Annotated in this window: 11 protein-coding genes; 5 read left to right on the top strand and 6 right to left on the bottom strand. The window is 70.3% G+C overall.

The annotated features are described in order from the left end of the window. Positions 1 to 146: 146 nt before the first annotated feature. From ACFU95_RS07760 to dnaK, 3 genes are all read left to right on the top strand, one after another. Entirely contained in the window at positions 147 to 2,279 is a 2,133-nt protein-coding gene (locus tag ACFU95_RS07760; RefSeq protein ID WP_383823254.1) for a phage holin family protein, read from the top strand. 147 nt (positions 2,280 to 2,426) lie between these two features. Further along, entirely contained in the window at positions 2,427 to 2,855 is a 429-nt protein-coding gene (locus ACFU95_RS07755) for an OsmC family protein (RefSeq protein WP_383823252.1), read from the top strand. 128 nt (positions 2,856 to 2,983) lie between these two features. Continuing rightward, entirely contained in the window at positions 2,984 to 4,867 is a 1,884-nt protein-coding gene (dnaK, locus tag ACFU95_RS07750) for a molecular chaperone DnaK (protein ID WP_383823249.1), read from the top strand. 7 nt (positions 4,868 to 4,874) lie between these two features. Here dnaK and narI read toward each other — a convergent pair whose 3' ends face one another. The 6 genes from narI to ACFU95_RS07720 all read right to left on the bottom strand — a co-directional run bounded on the left by narI (position 4,875) and on the right by ACFU95_RS07720 (position 13,300). Further along, positions 4,875 to 5,597, bottom strand: coding sequence for a respiratory nitrate reductase subunit gamma (gene narI / locus ACFU95_RS07745; RefSeq protein WP_383823246.1), 723 nt, complete (start codon positions 5,595 to 5,597; stop codon positions 4,875 to 4,877). Continuing rightward, positions 5,594 to 6,088 carry a nitrate reductase molybdenum cofactor assembly chaperone gene (gene narJ / locus ACFU95_RS07740; RefSeq protein WP_383823244.1) on the bottom strand — a complete coding sequence of 165 codons (495 nt, stop codon included), beginning with the start codon at positions 6,086 to 6,088 and terminating at the stop codon, positions 5,594 to 5,596. The genes narI and narJ overlap by 4 nt, the downstream gene beginning before the upstream one ends. Then, positions 6,088 to 7,734, bottom strand: coding sequence for a nitrate reductase subunit beta (narH, locus tag ACFU95_RS07735; RefSeq protein WP_383823242.1), 1,647 nt, complete (start codon positions 7,732 to 7,734; stop codon positions 6,088 to 6,090). Before narH ends, narJ begins: the two co-directional genes overlap by 1 nt. Beyond that, a complete protein-coding gene (locus ACFU95_RS07730; protein ID WP_383823239.1) occupies positions 7,734 to 11,438 on the bottom strand; it encodes a nitrate reductase subunit alpha in 3,705 nt (1,234 codons plus the stop codon). The genes narH and ACFU95_RS07730 overlap by 1 nt, the downstream gene beginning before the upstream one ends. 84 nt (positions 11,439 to 11,522) lie before the next feature. Continuing rightward, complete coding sequence (locus ACFU95_RS07725) at positions 11,523 to 12,338, bottom strand: SAM-dependent methyltransferase (protein ID WP_383823236.1); 816 nt, start codon at positions 12,336 to 12,338, stop codon at positions 11,523 to 11,525. A 98-nt stretch (positions 12,339 to 12,436) separates the two neighbouring features. Beyond that, positions 12,437 to 13,300, bottom strand: coding sequence for a helix-turn-helix domain-containing protein (locus ACFU95_RS07720; protein WP_383823234.1), 864 nt, complete (start codon positions 13,298 to 13,300; stop codon positions 12,437 to 12,439). A 272-nt stretch (positions 13,301 to 13,572) separates the two neighbouring features. Here ACFU95_RS07720 and ACFU95_RS07715 point away from each other — a divergent pair, with 272 nt between their 5' ends. After that, a complete protein-coding gene (locus ACFU95_RS07715; protein WP_383823232.1) occupies positions 13,573 to 15,096 on the top strand; it encodes an AMP-binding protein in 1,524 nt (507 codons plus the stop codon). 276 nt (positions 15,097 to 15,372) lie between these two features. Further along, positions 15,373 to 16,206: a phenylalanine 4-monooxygenase gene (locus ACFU95_RS07710; RefSeq protein ID WP_383823229.1), complete on the top strand. Its 834-nt coding sequence runs from the start codon at positions 15,373 to 15,375 to the stop codon at positions 16,204 to 16,206. The last annotated feature ends 86 nt before the right edge of the window (positions 16,207 to 16,292 follow it).

Genomic DNA, 16,292 nt, shown 5'->3' with positions numbered 1-16,292 from the left:
GCGCCATCGTGGCTGGTCGCCCGGTTCCCCGCGCTGCTTGCGGGCGTTCAGCTCGTCCGGCGTTCGAGGACGAGGCCCGAAGGGCCGATGCGAGGATCTGGGGGCGGCAGCCCACAGGGACGGGCCGGGGCGGCGGGGGCGGGACAATGAGGCCGGGAGGTGAGCTGGGCGTGCGTGATGGGCGGTGGCGGCGGGTCGCCAGCCAGGTCGGTCGGAGCGCCACGGTGTGGGCGGTCTGCACCGTGACCTTGCTCGTGCTCGCCGGCATCCTCCCGGACTTCCAGCTCCAGTCGCCGGACGGCGACAGCGCCACCGACATCGCCGTCACCGCGGCTCTCGGCGCCGGCGCGTTCGGCGTGCTCTCGGCGGTCTTCTGGCCCCTCCTCGTACGGCTCCTGCTGCTGGTGCCCGCGCTGGTGCTCGGCCTGCTGGTGTTCGTCCTGAACGGCGTCCTGCTGATCGTCGCCCTGCGCCTGGTGCCCTCCGGCGACAGCGAGGCCGCCCCCGAGACCGCCGTCATCGTCGCCGCCGTGATGTCCGCCGTGGCCTCCGCCACCGGTGCCGCCCTGGCGGTGCGGGACGACGACGCCTACCGGCGCCGGCTGTACCGCCTGGCCGACCGCCGCCGCAGGACCCTGCCACCCGGCCCGTCCGGCCCCGGCACCGTCTTCATCCAGCTCGACGGCGTCGGCCACGACGTCCTCCTCGACGCCGTCGACAAGGACCTGATGCCGACGGTCGCCCGCTGGCTGGGCCGCGCCGGGGGCAAAGGCCCCGGCGGCAGCCCCGGCGCCCCCGCCCGGCCCACCCACCGGCTCACCCCCTGGCGCACCGACTGGTCCAGCCAGACCGGCGCCAGCCAGCTCGGCATCCTGCACGGCAGCAACCACGACGTCCCCGCGTTCCGCTGGTACGAGAAGGCCGGGCGTGAGGTGATGGTCTGCAACCGTCCCGCCAACGCCGCCGAACTCCAGCGCCGTGCCATCGACCGCACCGGCGACGGCGGACTGCTCACCGCCGACGGCGCCAGCCGCGGCAACCTCTTCAGCGGCGGCGCCGACGAGCAGGCCCTCGTGCTGTCCATCGCCACCAGGCGGCGCGGCCGGGAGAACCGCTCCCGCGCGGGCTACTTCGCCTACTTCTCCGACCCGGCCAACGCCGTGCGCACCGCCCTGTCCTTCATCGCCGAGGTGGGCCGTGAGATCGGCCAGTCCTCCCGGGCCCGCGCCCGCAAGGACCGCCCGCGCGTCTCCCGCGGCGGCCTCTACCCCCTCGTCCGCGCGTTCGCGACCGTCGTCGAACGGGACGTCGTCGTGGCCGCGGTGATGGGCGACATGCTGGCCGGCCGCACCGCCGTCTACGCCGACCTGGTGGCCTACGACGAGGTGGCGCACCACTCCGGGCCGTGCGGCCGGGACGCCGACAAGGTCCTCGAACGCCTCGACCGGGCGCTCGCGTTGATCGCGAACGTCGCCGAGCACGCGCCGCGGCCGTACCGGATCGTCGTGCTGTCGGACCACGGCCAGAGCCCCGGCGAGACCTTCCGGTCCCGGTACGGCCTCGGCCTCGGCGATCTGGTGCGGGCCGGCTGCGGGCTGCCCGTGCCGCGCAAGGCCGAGCGCACCCACAGCGGCGCCGAGGCCCGCGCGGCCGTACGCGCGGCACTGCGCCGGCCCGTCGAGGAGGGCGACGAGCAGCGTCGCCCCTCCCGCCGCTCGGAGCCGATCGTGCTCGCGTCCGGCAACCTCGGCCTGGTCTCCTTCCCGGACGTGCCGCACCGGATGACCAAGGAGGAGATCGACGCCCGCCACCCGGCCCTGCTCACCACCCTCGCCAACCACCCCGGCGTCGGATTCCTGCTCGTCCGCAGCGAGGAACACGGCGGACTGGTGCTGGGCGCGTACGGCGCGGAGGTTCCGCTGGACCGACTGGACGACGATCCGGGGCCGTTGAAGATCTTCGGGCCGGGCGCCGCCGACGCCGTGCGCCGCACGCACTCCTTTCCGAACACCGCCGACATCATGGTCAACTCCGCGTACGACCCGGCCGAGGGCGGCGAGGTCCTCGCCTTCGAGGAGCAGATCGGCTCGCACGGCGGACTCGGCGGGGCACAGGGCAAGCCGTTCCTGCTGTCGCCGCTCGCCTTCTCCGCCGCGGTCGGCGACGGGGAGGACCTCGTGGGCGCCGAGCAGGTGCACCGCGTGCTGCGCCGCTGGCTGCGGGAATCGAACGGCCCTCAGGTGCCGGTCGCGGCAGAGCCGGAGGAACGGGCCGCCTGAGCGCGGGTGTTGTCAGCGGCGGACCGTGCGCAGGACCGGACGACTCCCACCACCCGCGTGGGCCGGTCTTCCGGGTGCCGTGAGCCGGAGTGTGATCGGATGGGGGCACGGACCCAGGAACCGGGCCCCCACGCGAAAGGAAGAATCGTGGCTACCACGCGCTCCGCACACACCGTCTGGGAAGGCAACCTGCTCGACGGCAACGGTGTCGTCGAATTCGACTCCTCCGGTGCCATCGCCGCCCAGCCGGTCACGTGGGCCTCGCGCTCCCAGGACGCGAGCGGCAAGACCAGCCCCGAGGAGCTGATCGCCGCCGCGCACTCCAGCTGCTTCTCGATGGCGCTGTCGCACGCCCTGGCGGGGGCCGGCACGCCGCCCACCAAGCTGGTCACCTCGGCCGACGTGAACTTCCAGCCGGGGGAGGGGATCACCGGGATCCACCTCACGGTGGAGGGGACGGTGCCCGGCCTCGACGCCGACGGCTTCGCTGCGGCGGCGGAGGACGCCAAGAAGAACTGCCCGGTGAGCCAGGCGCTGACGGGCACGACGATCACGCTCTCGGCCAAGCTTGCCTGAGCACAGGTCCTGAGCGCTCGCTCAGGACCCGTTTGGGCACCCTCCGCCAGGTCACCCGTCCCATTGACAAGAATCCACTCAAGTTTTGTGCTGGAGTTCAAGGGGTGCCCTGGCGGAAGGGGACAGCGATGGCACGCGCGGTCGGGATCGATCTCGGGACCACGAACTCGGTGGTCGCCGTCCTGGAGGGCGGCGAACCCACAGTCGTCGCCAACGCGGAGGGGGCCAGGACCACACCGTCGGTCGTGGCCTTCGCCAAGAACGGCGAGGTACTCGTGGGGGAGGTGGCCAAACGCCAGGCGGTGACGAACATCGAGCGCACGGCCCGCTCCGTGAAGCGGCACATGGGCGACGGGAGCTGGCGCTTCCCGGACCAGAGTGACATCGACGGCACCCGCTACCGGGCGCAGGAGCTGTCCGCCCGGGTGCTGCAGAAGCTGAAGCGGGACGCCGAGTCCTATCTGGGCGAGGACGTCACCGACGCGGTGATCACGGTCCCGGCGTACTTCGACGACTCCCAGCGGCAGGCGACGAAGGAGGCCGGGGAGATCGCGGGCCTGAAGGTCCTGCGGATCATCAACGAGCCCACGGCCGCCGCCCTCGCCTACGGCCTCGACCGGGGCGAGGAGCAGACGGTACTGGTCTTCGACCTCGGCGGCGGCACCTTCGACGTCTCGCTGCTGGAGATCGGTGACGGCGTCATCGAGGTCAAGGCCACCAACGGTGACACGCATCTGGGCGGCGACGACTGGGACCAGCGGGTCGTCGAGCACCTGGTGAAGAAGTTCAAGGGGCAGAACGGCATCGACCTCGGCAACGACAAGATGGCGCTGCAACGGCTGCGCGAGGGCGCCGAGAAGGCCAAGATCGAGCTGTCCAGCTCCTCCGAGACGACGATCAACCTGCCCTACATCACCGCCTCCGCCGAGGGTCCCCTCCACCTCGACGAGAAGCTGACCCGCGCCCAGTTCCAGGAGCTCACCGCGGACCTCCTCGACCGCTGCAGGAACCCCTTCCACCAGGCGGTCAAGGACGCCGGCATCAAGCTCTCCGCGGTCGACCACGTCATCCTCGTCGGCGGCTCCACCCGGATGCCCGCCGTCACCGACCTGGTGAAGGAACTGACCGGCAAGGACCCGCACAAGGGCGTCAACCCCGACGAGGTCGTGGCCCTCGGCGCGGCTCTCCAGGCGGGTGTCATCCGCGGCGACGTGAAGGACGTCCTCCTCCTCGACGTCACCCCGCTGTCCCTCGGCATCGAGACCAAGGGCGGCATCATGACCAAGCTCATCGAACGCAACACGACCATCCCCACCCGGCGTTCGGAGATCTTCACCACGGCCACCGACAACCAGCCCTCGGTCGGCATCCAGGTCTACCAGGGCGAACGCGAGATCGCGGCCTACAACAAGAAGCTCGGCGTCTTCGACCTCACCGGTCTGCCCCCGGCCCCGCGCGGTGTCCCGCAGATCGAGGTCGCCTTCGACATCGACGCCAACGGGATCATGCACGTCTCCGCGAAGGACATGGCGACCGGACGCGAGCAGAAGATGACGGTGACGGGCGGCTCGGCCCTGCCGAAGGACGACATCGACCGCATGATGCGGGAGGCCGAGGAGTACGCCGAGGAGGACCGGGGCCGCCGCGAGGCGGCGGAGACGAGGAACCAGGCCGAGCAACTCGTCTACCAGACCGAGAAGTTCGTACGCGACAACGAGGACAAGGTCCCCGCGGACACCAGGTCGCAGGTCGAGTCGGCGGCGGCCGAGCTGAAGCAGCTCCTGGCGGAGAACGCCGAGACGAACGCCCTGCGCACCGGCATCGAGAAACTCGCCACGGTGAGTCAGCAGATGGGCCAGGCGATGTACGCCCAGACCCAGCAGACACCGACCGACGCCGACGCCGGGGCGGGCACCGGCCCCGGCACGGAACAGACCTCACCGCAGGACGACGACGTGGTGGACGCCGAGATCGTCGACGACGACCGGGACGCGAAGGGCGGTGCCGCCTAGGGGGCCGCTAGGCGTCCGTCTTCTCCCAGCCCCGTCGCTCCGGCCGGGGCCCCAGCTGCCTGGGGTCCCGGCTGCGGTACACCACATACGGCCGGAACAGATACTGCAAGGGCGCGCTGAACATGTGCACCAGCCGTGTGTACGGCACCAGCGCGATCAGCACCATGCCGATCACCGCGTGGATCTCGTAGAGCACCGGCACGCCCGCCATCAGGTCGGTGTCGGGGCTGAGGGTGAACAGGCTGCGGGCCCAGGGGGCGATGGACTGGCGGTAGTCGTAGCCGTCGCCGGAGACGTGGGTCAGTTTGGCGGCCATGCCCATCACGATCGCCGCGACCAGCACGAGGTACATCGCCTTGTCGTTGGCGGTCGTCGCGCGGAACACCGGCGCCCGGGTGCGGCGGCGGTAGACCAGCAGCGCGATCCCGCCGACCGTGACGAGGCCGGCCGCCGTACCGCCGTAGAGCGAGAACAGGTGGTAGGTGTGCTCGCTCACCCCGGCGGCCTCCGTCCACGACTCGGGGATGAACAAGCCCACGACATGGCCGGCCAGCACGAAGAGGATGCCGTAGTGGAAGGCGGGCGAGGCGATGTTCAGGAGCCTCGACTCGTACACCTGGGACGAGCGGGTGGTCCAGCCGAAGCGGTCGTAGCGGTGCCGCCAGAACAGGCCGGCCACCAGCAGGGCGAAGGTGACGTAGGGCAGGACACCCCAGAGCAGTGTGGTCACGGGCGCGTCCCCGTCTGTGCGGTCGGCAGGGTGGCGCACACGGCGTCCAGGACGGACGCGTACGGTGTGCCGAAGTCGGTGAGCCGGGCGCGGAGTTGGTCCAGGCAGTCCCGGTGTTCCAGCAGGAGGTCGGTGTTGCCGGTGCGGGCCGCGAACTCCAGGACCGCGGGCAGGAAGTCGGGCAGCTCCTCGTCGGTGAACTCCAGGCCGTGGTCGCGGTAGAGCTCCTTGAAGCGCACCAGCGACATGCCGCGCCGCCGGGTGTCACCGTCACGCCACCAGCTCAGATACAGGCTGTGGCGGTTCTTGAGGTCGAAGACCTGGACGTAGTGCGCGGCCAGTTCGCCTGGCGGTGTCACGGCCGCCTGGTCGGTGAACTCCCGCAACTGCGGGGCCGCCTCGCGCAGCAGCGGCAGGCGGGCGCGGAAGTCGTCGTCGGGGTAGGTCAGGCAGAGGGCGGCCGCCTGGTAGAGCACCTCGAAGGACGGCATCAGGCCTCCTCGGGGTCGGCTGTGGGGTCGGCCGTGTCGGCCGCGGTGGGCGTGGTGTCCGCCGGGTCGTCCGCGGTCTGCCGTCGGCGCAGGAGGTGGAAGTTCTCCACCGGCACGAGCGGCAGCAGCTTGCGGCCCGAGTCCTGGCCGAAGGGGCCGTTCCCGCCCATCCCGGGCCCGCCGTCGTAGTCGAGGCTGCACCCCTCGGGGAGCGCCGACTCCTCCAGCCGCCGGGCGTCCGCGACGGCCGCGGTCGGAATCACGTACCGGTCCTCGTACTTGGCGATCGCCAGCAGCCGGTACATCTCCTCGATCTCCCGCGCCTCCATGCCCACGGCGTCCGGCACGGAGGGATCCGGCTCCTCGCCGAGGTTGATCGCCCGCATGTGGGCGCGCATCGCGGCGAGCTTCTCCAGCGAGGCCCGGACCGGGCCGATGTCGCCGGCCGTGAACATCTCCGCCAGGTACTCCAGCGGAATGCGCAGGCTGTCGATCGCCCCGAACAGGTTCCCCGCGTCCTCACCGTCGTGCCCGGTCTCGCTCAGCGCGTCCACCACCGGGGAGAGCGGCGGAATGTACCAGACCATCGGCATCGTCCGGTACTCCGGGTGCAGCGGCAGCGCGACCCGGTACTTGCTGATCAGCGCGTGCACGGGAGAGCGGCGGGCCGCCTCCACCCAGTCGTACGGGATCCCCGCCTCGTCGGCGGCCCGCTGCACGGCGCGGTCCTCGGGGTCGAGGAACACGCCCAACTGGGCCTCGTACAGATCCCGTTCACTGCGCACGGACGCGGCGGCGGTCACCTTGTCGGCGTCGTACAGGACCACGCCGAGATACCGCAGCCGGCCCACGCACGTCTCGGAGCAGACCGTCGGCAGACCGACCTCGACCCGCGGATAGCACATGGTGCACTTCTCCGCCTTGCCGGTGCGGTGGTTGAAGTACACCTTCTTGTACGGGCATCCCGTCACGCACATCCGCCAGCCCCGGCACTGGTCCTGGTCGACCAGGACGATGCCGTCCTCCGCCCGCTTGTACATCGCCCCGGACGGACAGGACGCCACACACGACGGGTTGAGGCAGTGCTCGCAGATGCGCGGCAGGTAGAACATGAAGGTCTGCTCGAACTCGAACCGCACCTTGTCCGCGGCCTGTTGGCGCGCCCGCTCGGCCATCGGGTCGAAGTCGCCGTAGGCCGGAGCGCCCGCGAGGTTGTCGTCCCAGTTCGCCGACCACTCGATCTTCATCGGCTTGCCGTCGAGCTGCGAGACCGGCTGCGCCACCGGGAAGTCGTCGCCGAGCGGGGCGTCGGTGAGGTTCTTGTAGTCGTACGTCCAGGGCTCGTAGTAGTCCTTGATCTCCGGGAGTTCGGGGTTGGAGAAGATCCCGGCGAGCTTGCGGATCCGGCCGCCCGCCTTCAGCTTCAGCGCGCCGCGCCGGTTCAGCTCCCAGCCGCCGCGCCACCGCTCCTGGTCCTCGTAGCGGCGTGGATAGCCCTGCCCGGGGCGGGTCTCGACGTTGTTGAACCAGACGTACTCCATGCCCCGCCGGTTGGTCCACGCCTGCTTGCAGGTGACCGAGCAGGTGTGGCAGCCGATGCACTTGTCGAGGTTCATCACCATGGCGATCTGGGCCATCGGACGCATCAGTACTCGACCTCCTGGCTGCGACGGCGGACGACCGTCACCTCGTCGCGCTGGTTGCCCGTCGGGCCCAGGTAGTTGAACGCCCAGGAGAGCTGGGCGTAGCCGCCGACGAGGTGGGACGGCTTGAGGATCAGCCGCGTCAGCGAGTTGTGGATGCCGCCGCGCATGCCGGTGCTCTCCGTCTTCGGGACGGCGACCGTGCGTTCCTGCGCGTGGTGCATGTAGACGGTGCCGGCCGGCATCCGGTGCGAGACGACGGCACGGGCGACGACCACGCCGTTGCGGTTGACCGCCTCCACCCAGTCGTTGTCCACGACGCCGATCGCGTCCGCGTCCTGCGGGGACATCCAGATGTTCTGGCCGCCGCGTGAGAGGGCCAGCATGAAGAGGTTGTCCTGGTACTCGGAGTGGATGGACCACTTGTTGTGCGGGGTGAGGTAGCGGACCGTCACCTCGTGCTGCCCGTCCGGGCCGAGGCGCGGCTCGCCGAACAGTCTGTTCATGTCCAGCGGCGGCCGGTAGACGGGCAGGGCCTCGCCGAGTTCGTGGATCCAGTCGTGGTCGAGGAAGAAGTGCTGGCGGCCGGTGAGGGTGTGCCAGGGCTTGAGGTGCTCGGTGTTGAGGGTGAAGGCCGTGTAGCGGCGCCCGCCCGACTCGCTGCCGGACCACTCCGGCGACGTGATCACCGGCACGGGCGCCGCCTGTGTGTCCGCGTACGTGACCCGCCTGCCCTCGTGCTCGGCCGCGAGGTGCGCCATCTCCTGCCCGGTGCGGGCCTGAAGCGTGCGGAAGCCCTGGGTGGCGAGGCGGCCGTTGGTGGTGCCGGAGAGGGCGAGGATGGTGTTCGCGGCCTTCACCGCCGTATCGAGCCAGGGGCGGCCGTCGGGGGTCACGCCGTTCAGGTGCCGGAGGTCCTCGACCTCCTCGTCCGGCCTCAGCGTGATGCCCTTCGCGGGCAGGCCGAGCCGCTCGACCAGCGGCCCGAGGGCGCTGAACCTGGCGCCGACCGCCGTGTAGTCCCGCTCCACGACGGTCAGTTGCGGCATGGACTTCCCGGGGACGGGATCGCACTCCCCGCGTTTCCAGTCCAGGACGACCCCGCCCGGCTGGGCGATCTCGCCCGGGGTGTCGTGCTGGAGCGGGGTCGCCACCAGGTCCTTGCGTACGCCCAGATGGTCCACGGCCAGTTCGCTGAACCGCTCGGCCAGCGCCTTGAACGTGTCGAAGTCGGTGCGCGCCTGCCACGGCGGATCCACGGCCGGGGTGAAGGAGTGGACGTAGGGGTGCATGTCCGTGCTGGACAGGTCGTGCTTCTCGTACCAGGTCGCGGCCGGCAGCACGACGTCCGACAGCAGTGTGGACGACGTCTGCCGGAAGTCCAGCGACAGCAGCAGGTCGAGCTTGCCCTCCGGCGCCTCGTCGTGCCAGGTCACGTCCCGCGGCCGTACGTCCTCGGGGGCCTCCTCGGCCTGGAGGGACGAGTGGGTGCCGAGCAGATGCCGGGTGAAGTACTCCGCGCCCTTCGCCGACGAGCCGAGCAGGTTGGCCCGCCACAGCGTCAGTACCCGCGGCCAGTTCTCCGGCGCGTCCGGGTCCTCACAGGCGAACTTCAGGGTGCCCGCGCGCAGTTCGGCCACCACCCGCGACACCGGGTCGCCGAACGTCTCGCCCAGCTCCAGCGGATTGCGGTCGAAGGTCGGGTACGACGGCATCCACCCCACCCGCGCCGACAGCGCGAGACAGTCGGCGCCCGTCATCCCCCGCAACCGGCCCGTACCGAGCGGCGAGGCCAGCACGTCGGCCGTGAACCGGTCGTAGCGCCACTGGTCGGTGTTGAGGAACCAGTACCCGGTGCCGATCATCTGCCGTGGTGGCCGTGACCAGTCCGACGCCGCCGCCAGCGTCGCCCAGCCGGTCACCGGGCGGCACTTCTCCTGGCCCACGTAGTGCGCCCAGCCGCCGCCGTTGCGGCCCTGACAGCCGGTGAGCTGGAGCAGGGACAGGAAGGCACGGTAGATCGTCTCGGAGTGGAACCAGTGGTTGGTGCCGGCGCCCATCAGGATCATGCAGCGGCCCTTCGACCGCTCGGCCGTCCGCGCGAACTCCCGCGCGATCCGCACGCACTTGGCCGCCGGAACGGAGGTGTGCGCCTCCTGCCAGGCGGGCGTGCCGGGCGAGTCGGCGTCGTCGTACGACACCGGCCAACGGCCCGGCAGTCCCTGGCGTCCCACCCCGTACTGCGCGAGCAGCAGGTCGAAGACCGTGGTGACCAGCGGGCCGTCGGCCCCGCCGAGCTTCGTCGCCGGGACACCACGCCGTACGACGTCCCCGCGCCCCTGTCCGTGCGGCCCGCCCTCGGTGTCGAAGCGCGGCAGCAGGACCTCGACGCCGGCGGAGAACTCACTGCCGTACAGGCTCAACTGCGGTTGAACAGCGCCCAGTTCGAGGTTCCATCTCCCCTGGCCGGACTCGGACCAGCGGAAGCCGAGAGAACCGTTCGGGGCGACCGCGCGGCCCGTGGCGGCGTCCAGTACGAGTGTCTTCCACTCGGCGCTCCCGCCCTCCTGGCCCAGGTCCGAGGCGCGCAGGAACTTCGCCGGGACATGGGCGCCGTCCCGCTCCTCCAGGGTGACCAGGAAGGGCAGATCGGTGAACTGCCGCACGTAGTCCGCGAAGAACGGTGTCTCGCGGTCGACGAAGAACTCCTTGAGGACGACGTGGCCCATGGCGAGGGCCAGCGCGCCGTCCGTGCCGGGGTGCGGGTGCAGCCACTCGTCGGCGAACTTGGCGTTGTCGGCGTAGTCGGGGGCGACCACCACCACCTTCTGGCCCCGGTAGCGGGCCTCCGCCATCCAGTGGGCGTCGGGCGTGCGGGTCACCGGGACGTTCGAGCCCCACATCATCAGATACGCCGCGTCCCACCAGTCGCCCGACTCCGGGACGTCGGTCTGGTCGCCGAAGACCTGCGGGGAGGCGACCGGCAGATCGGCGTACCAGTCGTAGAAGGACAGCATCGGGGCGCCGATCAGGGAGTGGAAGCGGGCGCCCGCCGCGTGCGACACCATCGACATCGCGGGAATGGGGGAGAAGCCGGCGATGCGGTCCGGGCCGTACGCCTTGATGGTGTGGACGTGCGCCGCCGCGACCAGCTCGACCGCCTCGTCCCAACTCGCCCGCACCAGGCCGCCCTTGCCGCGTGCCTGCTGGTAGCGGCGGCGGCGCTCGGGGTCGCTCTGCACGTCGGCCCAGGCCAGGACGGGGTCCCGCAGCCGCTTCTTCGCCTCCCGGTACATCTCCAGGAGGACCCCGCGGACGTACGGGTGGCGGACCCGGGTGGGGGAGTAGGTGTACCAGGAGAAGGCGGCGCCGCGAGGGCAGCCGCGGGGCTCGTACTCGGGGCGGTCGGGGCCCACGCTCGGGTAGTCGGTCTGCTGGGTCTCCCAGGTGATGATGCCGTCCTTGACGTACACCTTCCAGCGGCAGGAGCCGGTGCAGTTCACGCCGTGGGTGGAGTTCACGACCTTGTCGTGGCTCCACCGGTCCCGGTAGAAGGCGTCCGCCTCCCGCCCGCCGGTCAGCCGGACGCTGTGCAGATCGGCCGCGGGCGTCCCCGGCCGGAAGAACCTGCCCGCCTTGAGCAGCGCCGCGCCGGGCTCGGGGGGTGGCTCGGCGGGCGGGGTGGGCGGTATCCGCGTGTCGGTCACGGGCGCTCCCTTGCTTGCCCTGGTCCCTGATCACGAACCTAGGACGGAGCGCGGGAGCGCACCCCTCCACCGCACCCGTACGGGTCAGACCTTGCGGGCGACCCCCGCGTACACGGGCACGATGCCCTCCGCCTGGGCCGCCACGTCCGGTGGGCCCGGGCGCCAGCCGGACACCGGGATCACGCCGGGGCCGAGCAGCTCCAGGCCGTCGAAGAAGCGCGAGAACTCGGGGAGCGAGCGAGGGTGGAAGGGGGTGCCGCTGCGCCGGAAGTGCTCCGCGGCCCTGTCGATCGCGGTGGGGTTCAGATCGGGGGTCACCTGGGACAGGATCAGGTAGCTGCCGGGCGCGAGCGCGGCCACGTACTGCGCGAGCAGACCGTAGACGTCGTCGCCGTCGGGCTCGGCGCCCAGGTAGTGGGTCAGGGCCACCAGGGACAACGCGACGGGCGCACCGAAGTCCAGGGCCTCGCCGGCCCGGGCCAGCAGGGTGTCGGCGTCGCGGACGTCCGCGTGCACATAGGCGGTGGTGCCCTCGGCCGAGCCGTGCAGCAGGGCCTGCGCGTGGCGCAGGACGATCGGATCGTTGTCGGCGTACACCACCCTCGCCTCCGGGGCCACGCCCTGCGCCACCTGGTGCAGATTGGGTTCGGTGGGGATGCCCGTGCCGATGTCCAGGAACTGGCGGATGCCGGCCTCGGCGACGGTGGCGACGGCCCGGTGCATGAACCGGCGGTTGGCGCGCGCCCCGCGGACCGCGCTGCTGTCCACGGCGAGGATCCTGCGGGCCAGCTCCTCGTCCACCGGGTAGTTGTCCTTGCCGCCCAGCCACCAGTCGTACACCCGGGCCGGATGCGGCCGGCTGGTGTCGATGCGGGTGGGCGAGGCGTCGGATCCGGTCATGCGGGGTGTTCTCCTCGGGCTCGTCTGCGGTCGTGGACAGATAGGTCGTCCGCGGTGGCCGGAAAGGTTGCCGTACGCCGCGCGGAAGCCCTCGCGGCTCAGAAGTCCTCGCGGCACTCCCGCAGGATCGACTTCGTGTGCTCGGCCGACGCGGCAGCCGTCGACATGTGGTCGAGGACCTCCAGATGCGCGGCGACCTCCCTGCGGGAGTCCAGATAGAGGGCGCCCGTCAGATACTCCGTGTAGACCATGTCGGGCAGCTCGGGCTCGCCGAAGCGGAACAGGGTGAACGGCGCGTACGTCCCCGGGTGCGGGCCGGAAGCGAACTCGGCGACCTGGAGTGTGACGCGGTCACGCTCGGCGAACTCCAGGAGCTTGTCCAGCTGCTCCCGCATCACCTCCCCACGGGGGCTCACGGGCCGGCGCAGTACCGTCTCGTCCATGATCACCCACAGGTGGGGCGGGTCCGGACGCTCCAGCAGACGCTGCCGTTCCATGCGCAGCGACACATGCCGCTCTATCGTCTCCGGCCCGGTCTGCCCGATCGTCCCCGCCTCCAGTACGGCACGGGCGTAGCCCTCCGTCTGGAGCAGACCGGGCACGAAGTGCGGCTCGTAGGAGCGGACGATGCGGGCGGCGCCCTCCAGGCTCACGTACAGGCTGAACCAGTCCGGCAGCACGTCGTGGAAGCGCTGCCACCAGCCGGGCTGGTTGGCCTCCTCGGCCAGGGTGACGAAGTCGGCCGCCTCGTCCTCCGGGATGCCGTACGTCTCCAGCAGGACCTGCACGTACGGGATCTTCAGCGCGACCTCGGCCGTCTCCATCCGGCGTACCGTCGCCGGGGCCACGCGCAGCACCCGTGCGGCTTCGTCGCGTCCCAGTCCGGCCGCCTCGCGCAGCTCTTGCAGGCGCTTGCCGAGTACCACTTGGCCCACGGTGGGGGCGGGCCGCCGCTCACTCACGCCACGCCTCCCCTACGCGCCGAAAGTACGCGGTGCAGTGTGTCATGTTCCGGTGTCGGTCTCACGAGGGCGGCGGTGAGACGTCTGTTACGGAACCTCGTCGGGGTGGTCGTGCCGTACCGGTCACCGCGCTACTCCGCCGGCCGATGCACCTGACGGATGTCAGTACAGTTCGGTGCGCCGATCGGTAATCTACTGATTCGAAGATAGGAGACTAACCATCACGCTGAGGAATACATTCACAGCGTGAGAGATAGGGGTTGGCAGGGTTTATGTCTCTCACATTGGTCGAGCGATTCCTGCGCGGAATGGAACTGGCCCCGGACCGTCCCGCTGTACGGATCGGTTCGGATGTCGTCACCTATCGGCAGGTGCACAAGACCGCTTTGCACTGGGCGGGGTCGCTCATGGCGAATGGTTCTCCCGGTTCCGTAGGAGTGCTGGCGGGCAAGAGCCGGACGTCCTATGTGGGCCTCTTGGCGGTGCTGTACGCGGGCGCCACCGTTGTTCCGCTCCAGCCGAACTTCCCCGCCGCACTCACCCGCCGGATGATCAAGGTCGCCGGGGTGGACACGCTGATCGCCGACGAACGTGGGCTGGAGGTTCTGCCGGAGATCACCGACGAGGAAACGGCCGTCCGAGTCCTGGACACCGGCGATTTCTCCGCCAGGTTTCCGACCATCCCCCTGACGGCGCATCCGGAAATATCGGAGCCGCTCCGAGTGGCACCCTCGGATCCGGCGTACATTCTCTTCACGTCCGGTTCGACGGGGACTCCGAAGGGGGTTCCCATCTCACACGGCGGTTTCGCGCACTATTTCGAGCAGCTGGACAAGCGGTGCGACTTCCGTCCGGATGACGTGTTCGCCCAGACCTACGATCTCAACTTCGACCCCGGCATCCACGACGTGTTCGCAGCATGGGGCGCGGGCTCGATGATGCAGGCGGTGCCGCTGTCGGCGTACCGGGATCTTCCCGCGTACCTCGCCGAGCACGGGGTCACCGTGTGGCACTCCACGCCGAGCGGTATCTGGATGGCCCGCGAGATGGGAGGGCTGGACAAGGGCGCACTGCCCGGCCTGAGGTGGTCGTTCTTCGGCGGGGAGGCGCTGCGCTGCCAGGACGTCGCGGACTGGCTGGCGGCCGCACCCGGATCGAAGCTGGAGAACCTCTACGGGCCGACCGAGTTCTCGATCGGCATCTGCTGGCACCGTTGGTCCGGCGAGGAGTCGGAGAGGCGTGGCGTCAACGGCACCGTGCCGATCGGGAAGGTGCACGACGGCAACGACTTCCGCCTGGTGACCGAGCAGGGGGAAGAGTCGTCGGTCGAGGGTGAGCTGTGGATCACCGGTCCGCAGATGGCATCCGGGTACCTCGATCCGGCCGACGACGAAGGCCGGTTCGTCGAGTTCGCCGGTCGGCGCTGGTACCGCACGGGCGACCGGGTGCGCGCGCACCCCGACGGCGAACTCGTCTACATCGGCCGCCTGGACTCGCAGGTGAAGGTGCACGGCTGGCGCGTCGAGCTGGCGGAAGTCGACCACGTGGTACGCGAATGCGACGGCGTGCGCGACGCGGTCACCGTCACCAGGCCCGCGGCCCACGGGACGGAGCTGGTCGTGTTCTACACCGGCGACGAAGCGCCGGAGCAGGTGCTGGCCGACGGTGTGCGCGCGGTGCTGCCGCACAGCACACTGCCACGCCGATACGTTCACCTGGACAGTTTCCCGTTGAATTCCAACCGGAAAGTCGACCGGATCGCGCTGCGGAAGCGGGCGGAGGAGTTGCCCGGCTGAATGACGCGGCGACGTCGACCGGGCGGGCCTTGCGACTCCGGCCCGACCGGTCCCGGGTCTGGAGCCGAATTCCATTAATGCGTGGCGAGACCCCAATAAAATGCATGCTCCAAGTAAATTTGATGTGAGTTTCCAAAAATCTCCCGTGCCGTGACCCGAAGGCCATTCTCCGGGCTGCAACTCCCTCTCCGTGGAGTACGACGGCCTCGTTCTGGAGCCGGGCATCAGCGCGGTGCGTCCTCGGCGTTCTTTCCGCTTGAATTGGAGTGATCCCGCATGCAAGGGCAGTACGCCCAGATGACCGATGCCGCCTATGAAATACGCCGCAACGAGATAGCGGCACTCTCGGCCGACCTGGCGCCGGAGGATCCCATTCCGGTGGTCGAGTACACCGAGTGGGAGCACGAGGTGTGGCGGACGGTCTGCGTCGACCTCACGACCCGACACCGCACCGACGCGGCTGCTGAATACCTCGAATCCGCGGAGCAGTTGGCCGTCCCGCTGGACCACGTACCCCAACTCCGTGACGTCAGCCGCCGCTTGGGCTCGATATCCGGGTTTCATTTCCAGTCGGCCCCCGCGCTCGTCCCGTTGAGGGAGTTCTGCGGCGGCCTGGCGAATTCCGTCTTCCACTCCACCCAGTACCTCCGGCACCCTCGCTCCCCCTTCTACACCGAGGACCCCGATCTGCTGCACGACCTCGTCGGTCACGGCAACGTCCTGGCCAGCGACCGCTTCGCCCGTCTCTACCGGCTCGCGGGCAACGCCGCGGCCCGGGTGCAGAGCACCGAGGCCCTCCAGTTCATCGGCAAGGTCTTCTGGTTCACCCTCGAATGCGGTGTCGTCCGCGAGCGCGGTGAACGCAAGGCATACGGGGCGACGCTGGTCTCCTCCTACGGGGAACTCGACCACTTCCGCGGCGCCGACTTCCGGCCGCTGGACATCAAGAGCCTCGTCGACGTCCAGTACGACATCTCCACCTACCAGCCCGTCCTGTTCGAAGCGGACTCGATGGACGAGGTCGAGGACACGGTCGGCTCCTTCTGGGACACGTGCGACGACGAGAGCATCGCGGCCCTGCTCGGGGGGACCGCATTACCTCGCGGGTAATCGACGGTCCCGCCCGCGCGAGGGAGAGTCGGGTCACCGGGTTCCGGGCCGGCGCACTCCGGCCCGGGATCCGGGTCCCGCCGCAC

The sequence above is a fragment of the Streptomyces sp. NPDC057623 genome (genome assembly GCF_042800355.1).
Taxonomy (GTDB): domain Bacteria; phylum Actinomycetota; class Actinomycetes; order Streptomycetales; family Streptomycetaceae; genus Streptomyces.
Note: the sequence above shows the minus strand (reverse complement) of the source record. Positions and strands in the feature narration are given on the sequence as shown.

Coding starts and splice junctions, on each gene's coding strand:
- narJ (WP_383823244.1), bottom strand. CDS start 6,088: ATGCCGTCCTTCGAGGTGCTCTACCAGGCGGCCGCCCTCTGCCTGACC.
- ACFU95_RS07710 (WP_383823229.1), top strand. CDS start 15,373: ATGCAAGGGCAGTACGCCCAGATGACCGATGCCGCCTATGAAATACGC.
- ACFU95_RS07715 (WP_383823232.1), top strand. CDS start 13,573: ATGTCTCTCACATTGGTCGAGCGATTCCTGCGCGGAATGGAACTGGCC.
- narH (WP_383823242.1), bottom strand. CDS start 7,734: ATGCGTCCGATGGCCCAGATCGCCATGGTGATGAACCTCGACAAGTGC.
- ACFU95_RS07725 (WP_383823236.1), bottom strand. CDS start 12,338: ATGACCGGATCCGACGCCTCGCCCACCCGCATCGACACCAGCCGGCCG.
- dnaK (WP_383823249.1), top strand. CDS start 2,984: ATGGCACGCGCGGTCGGGATCGATCTCGGGACCACGAACTCGGTGGTC.
- ACFU95_RS07760 (WP_383823254.1), top strand. CDS start 147: ATGAGGCCGGGAGGTGAGCTGGGCGTGCGTGATGGGCGGTGGCGGCGG.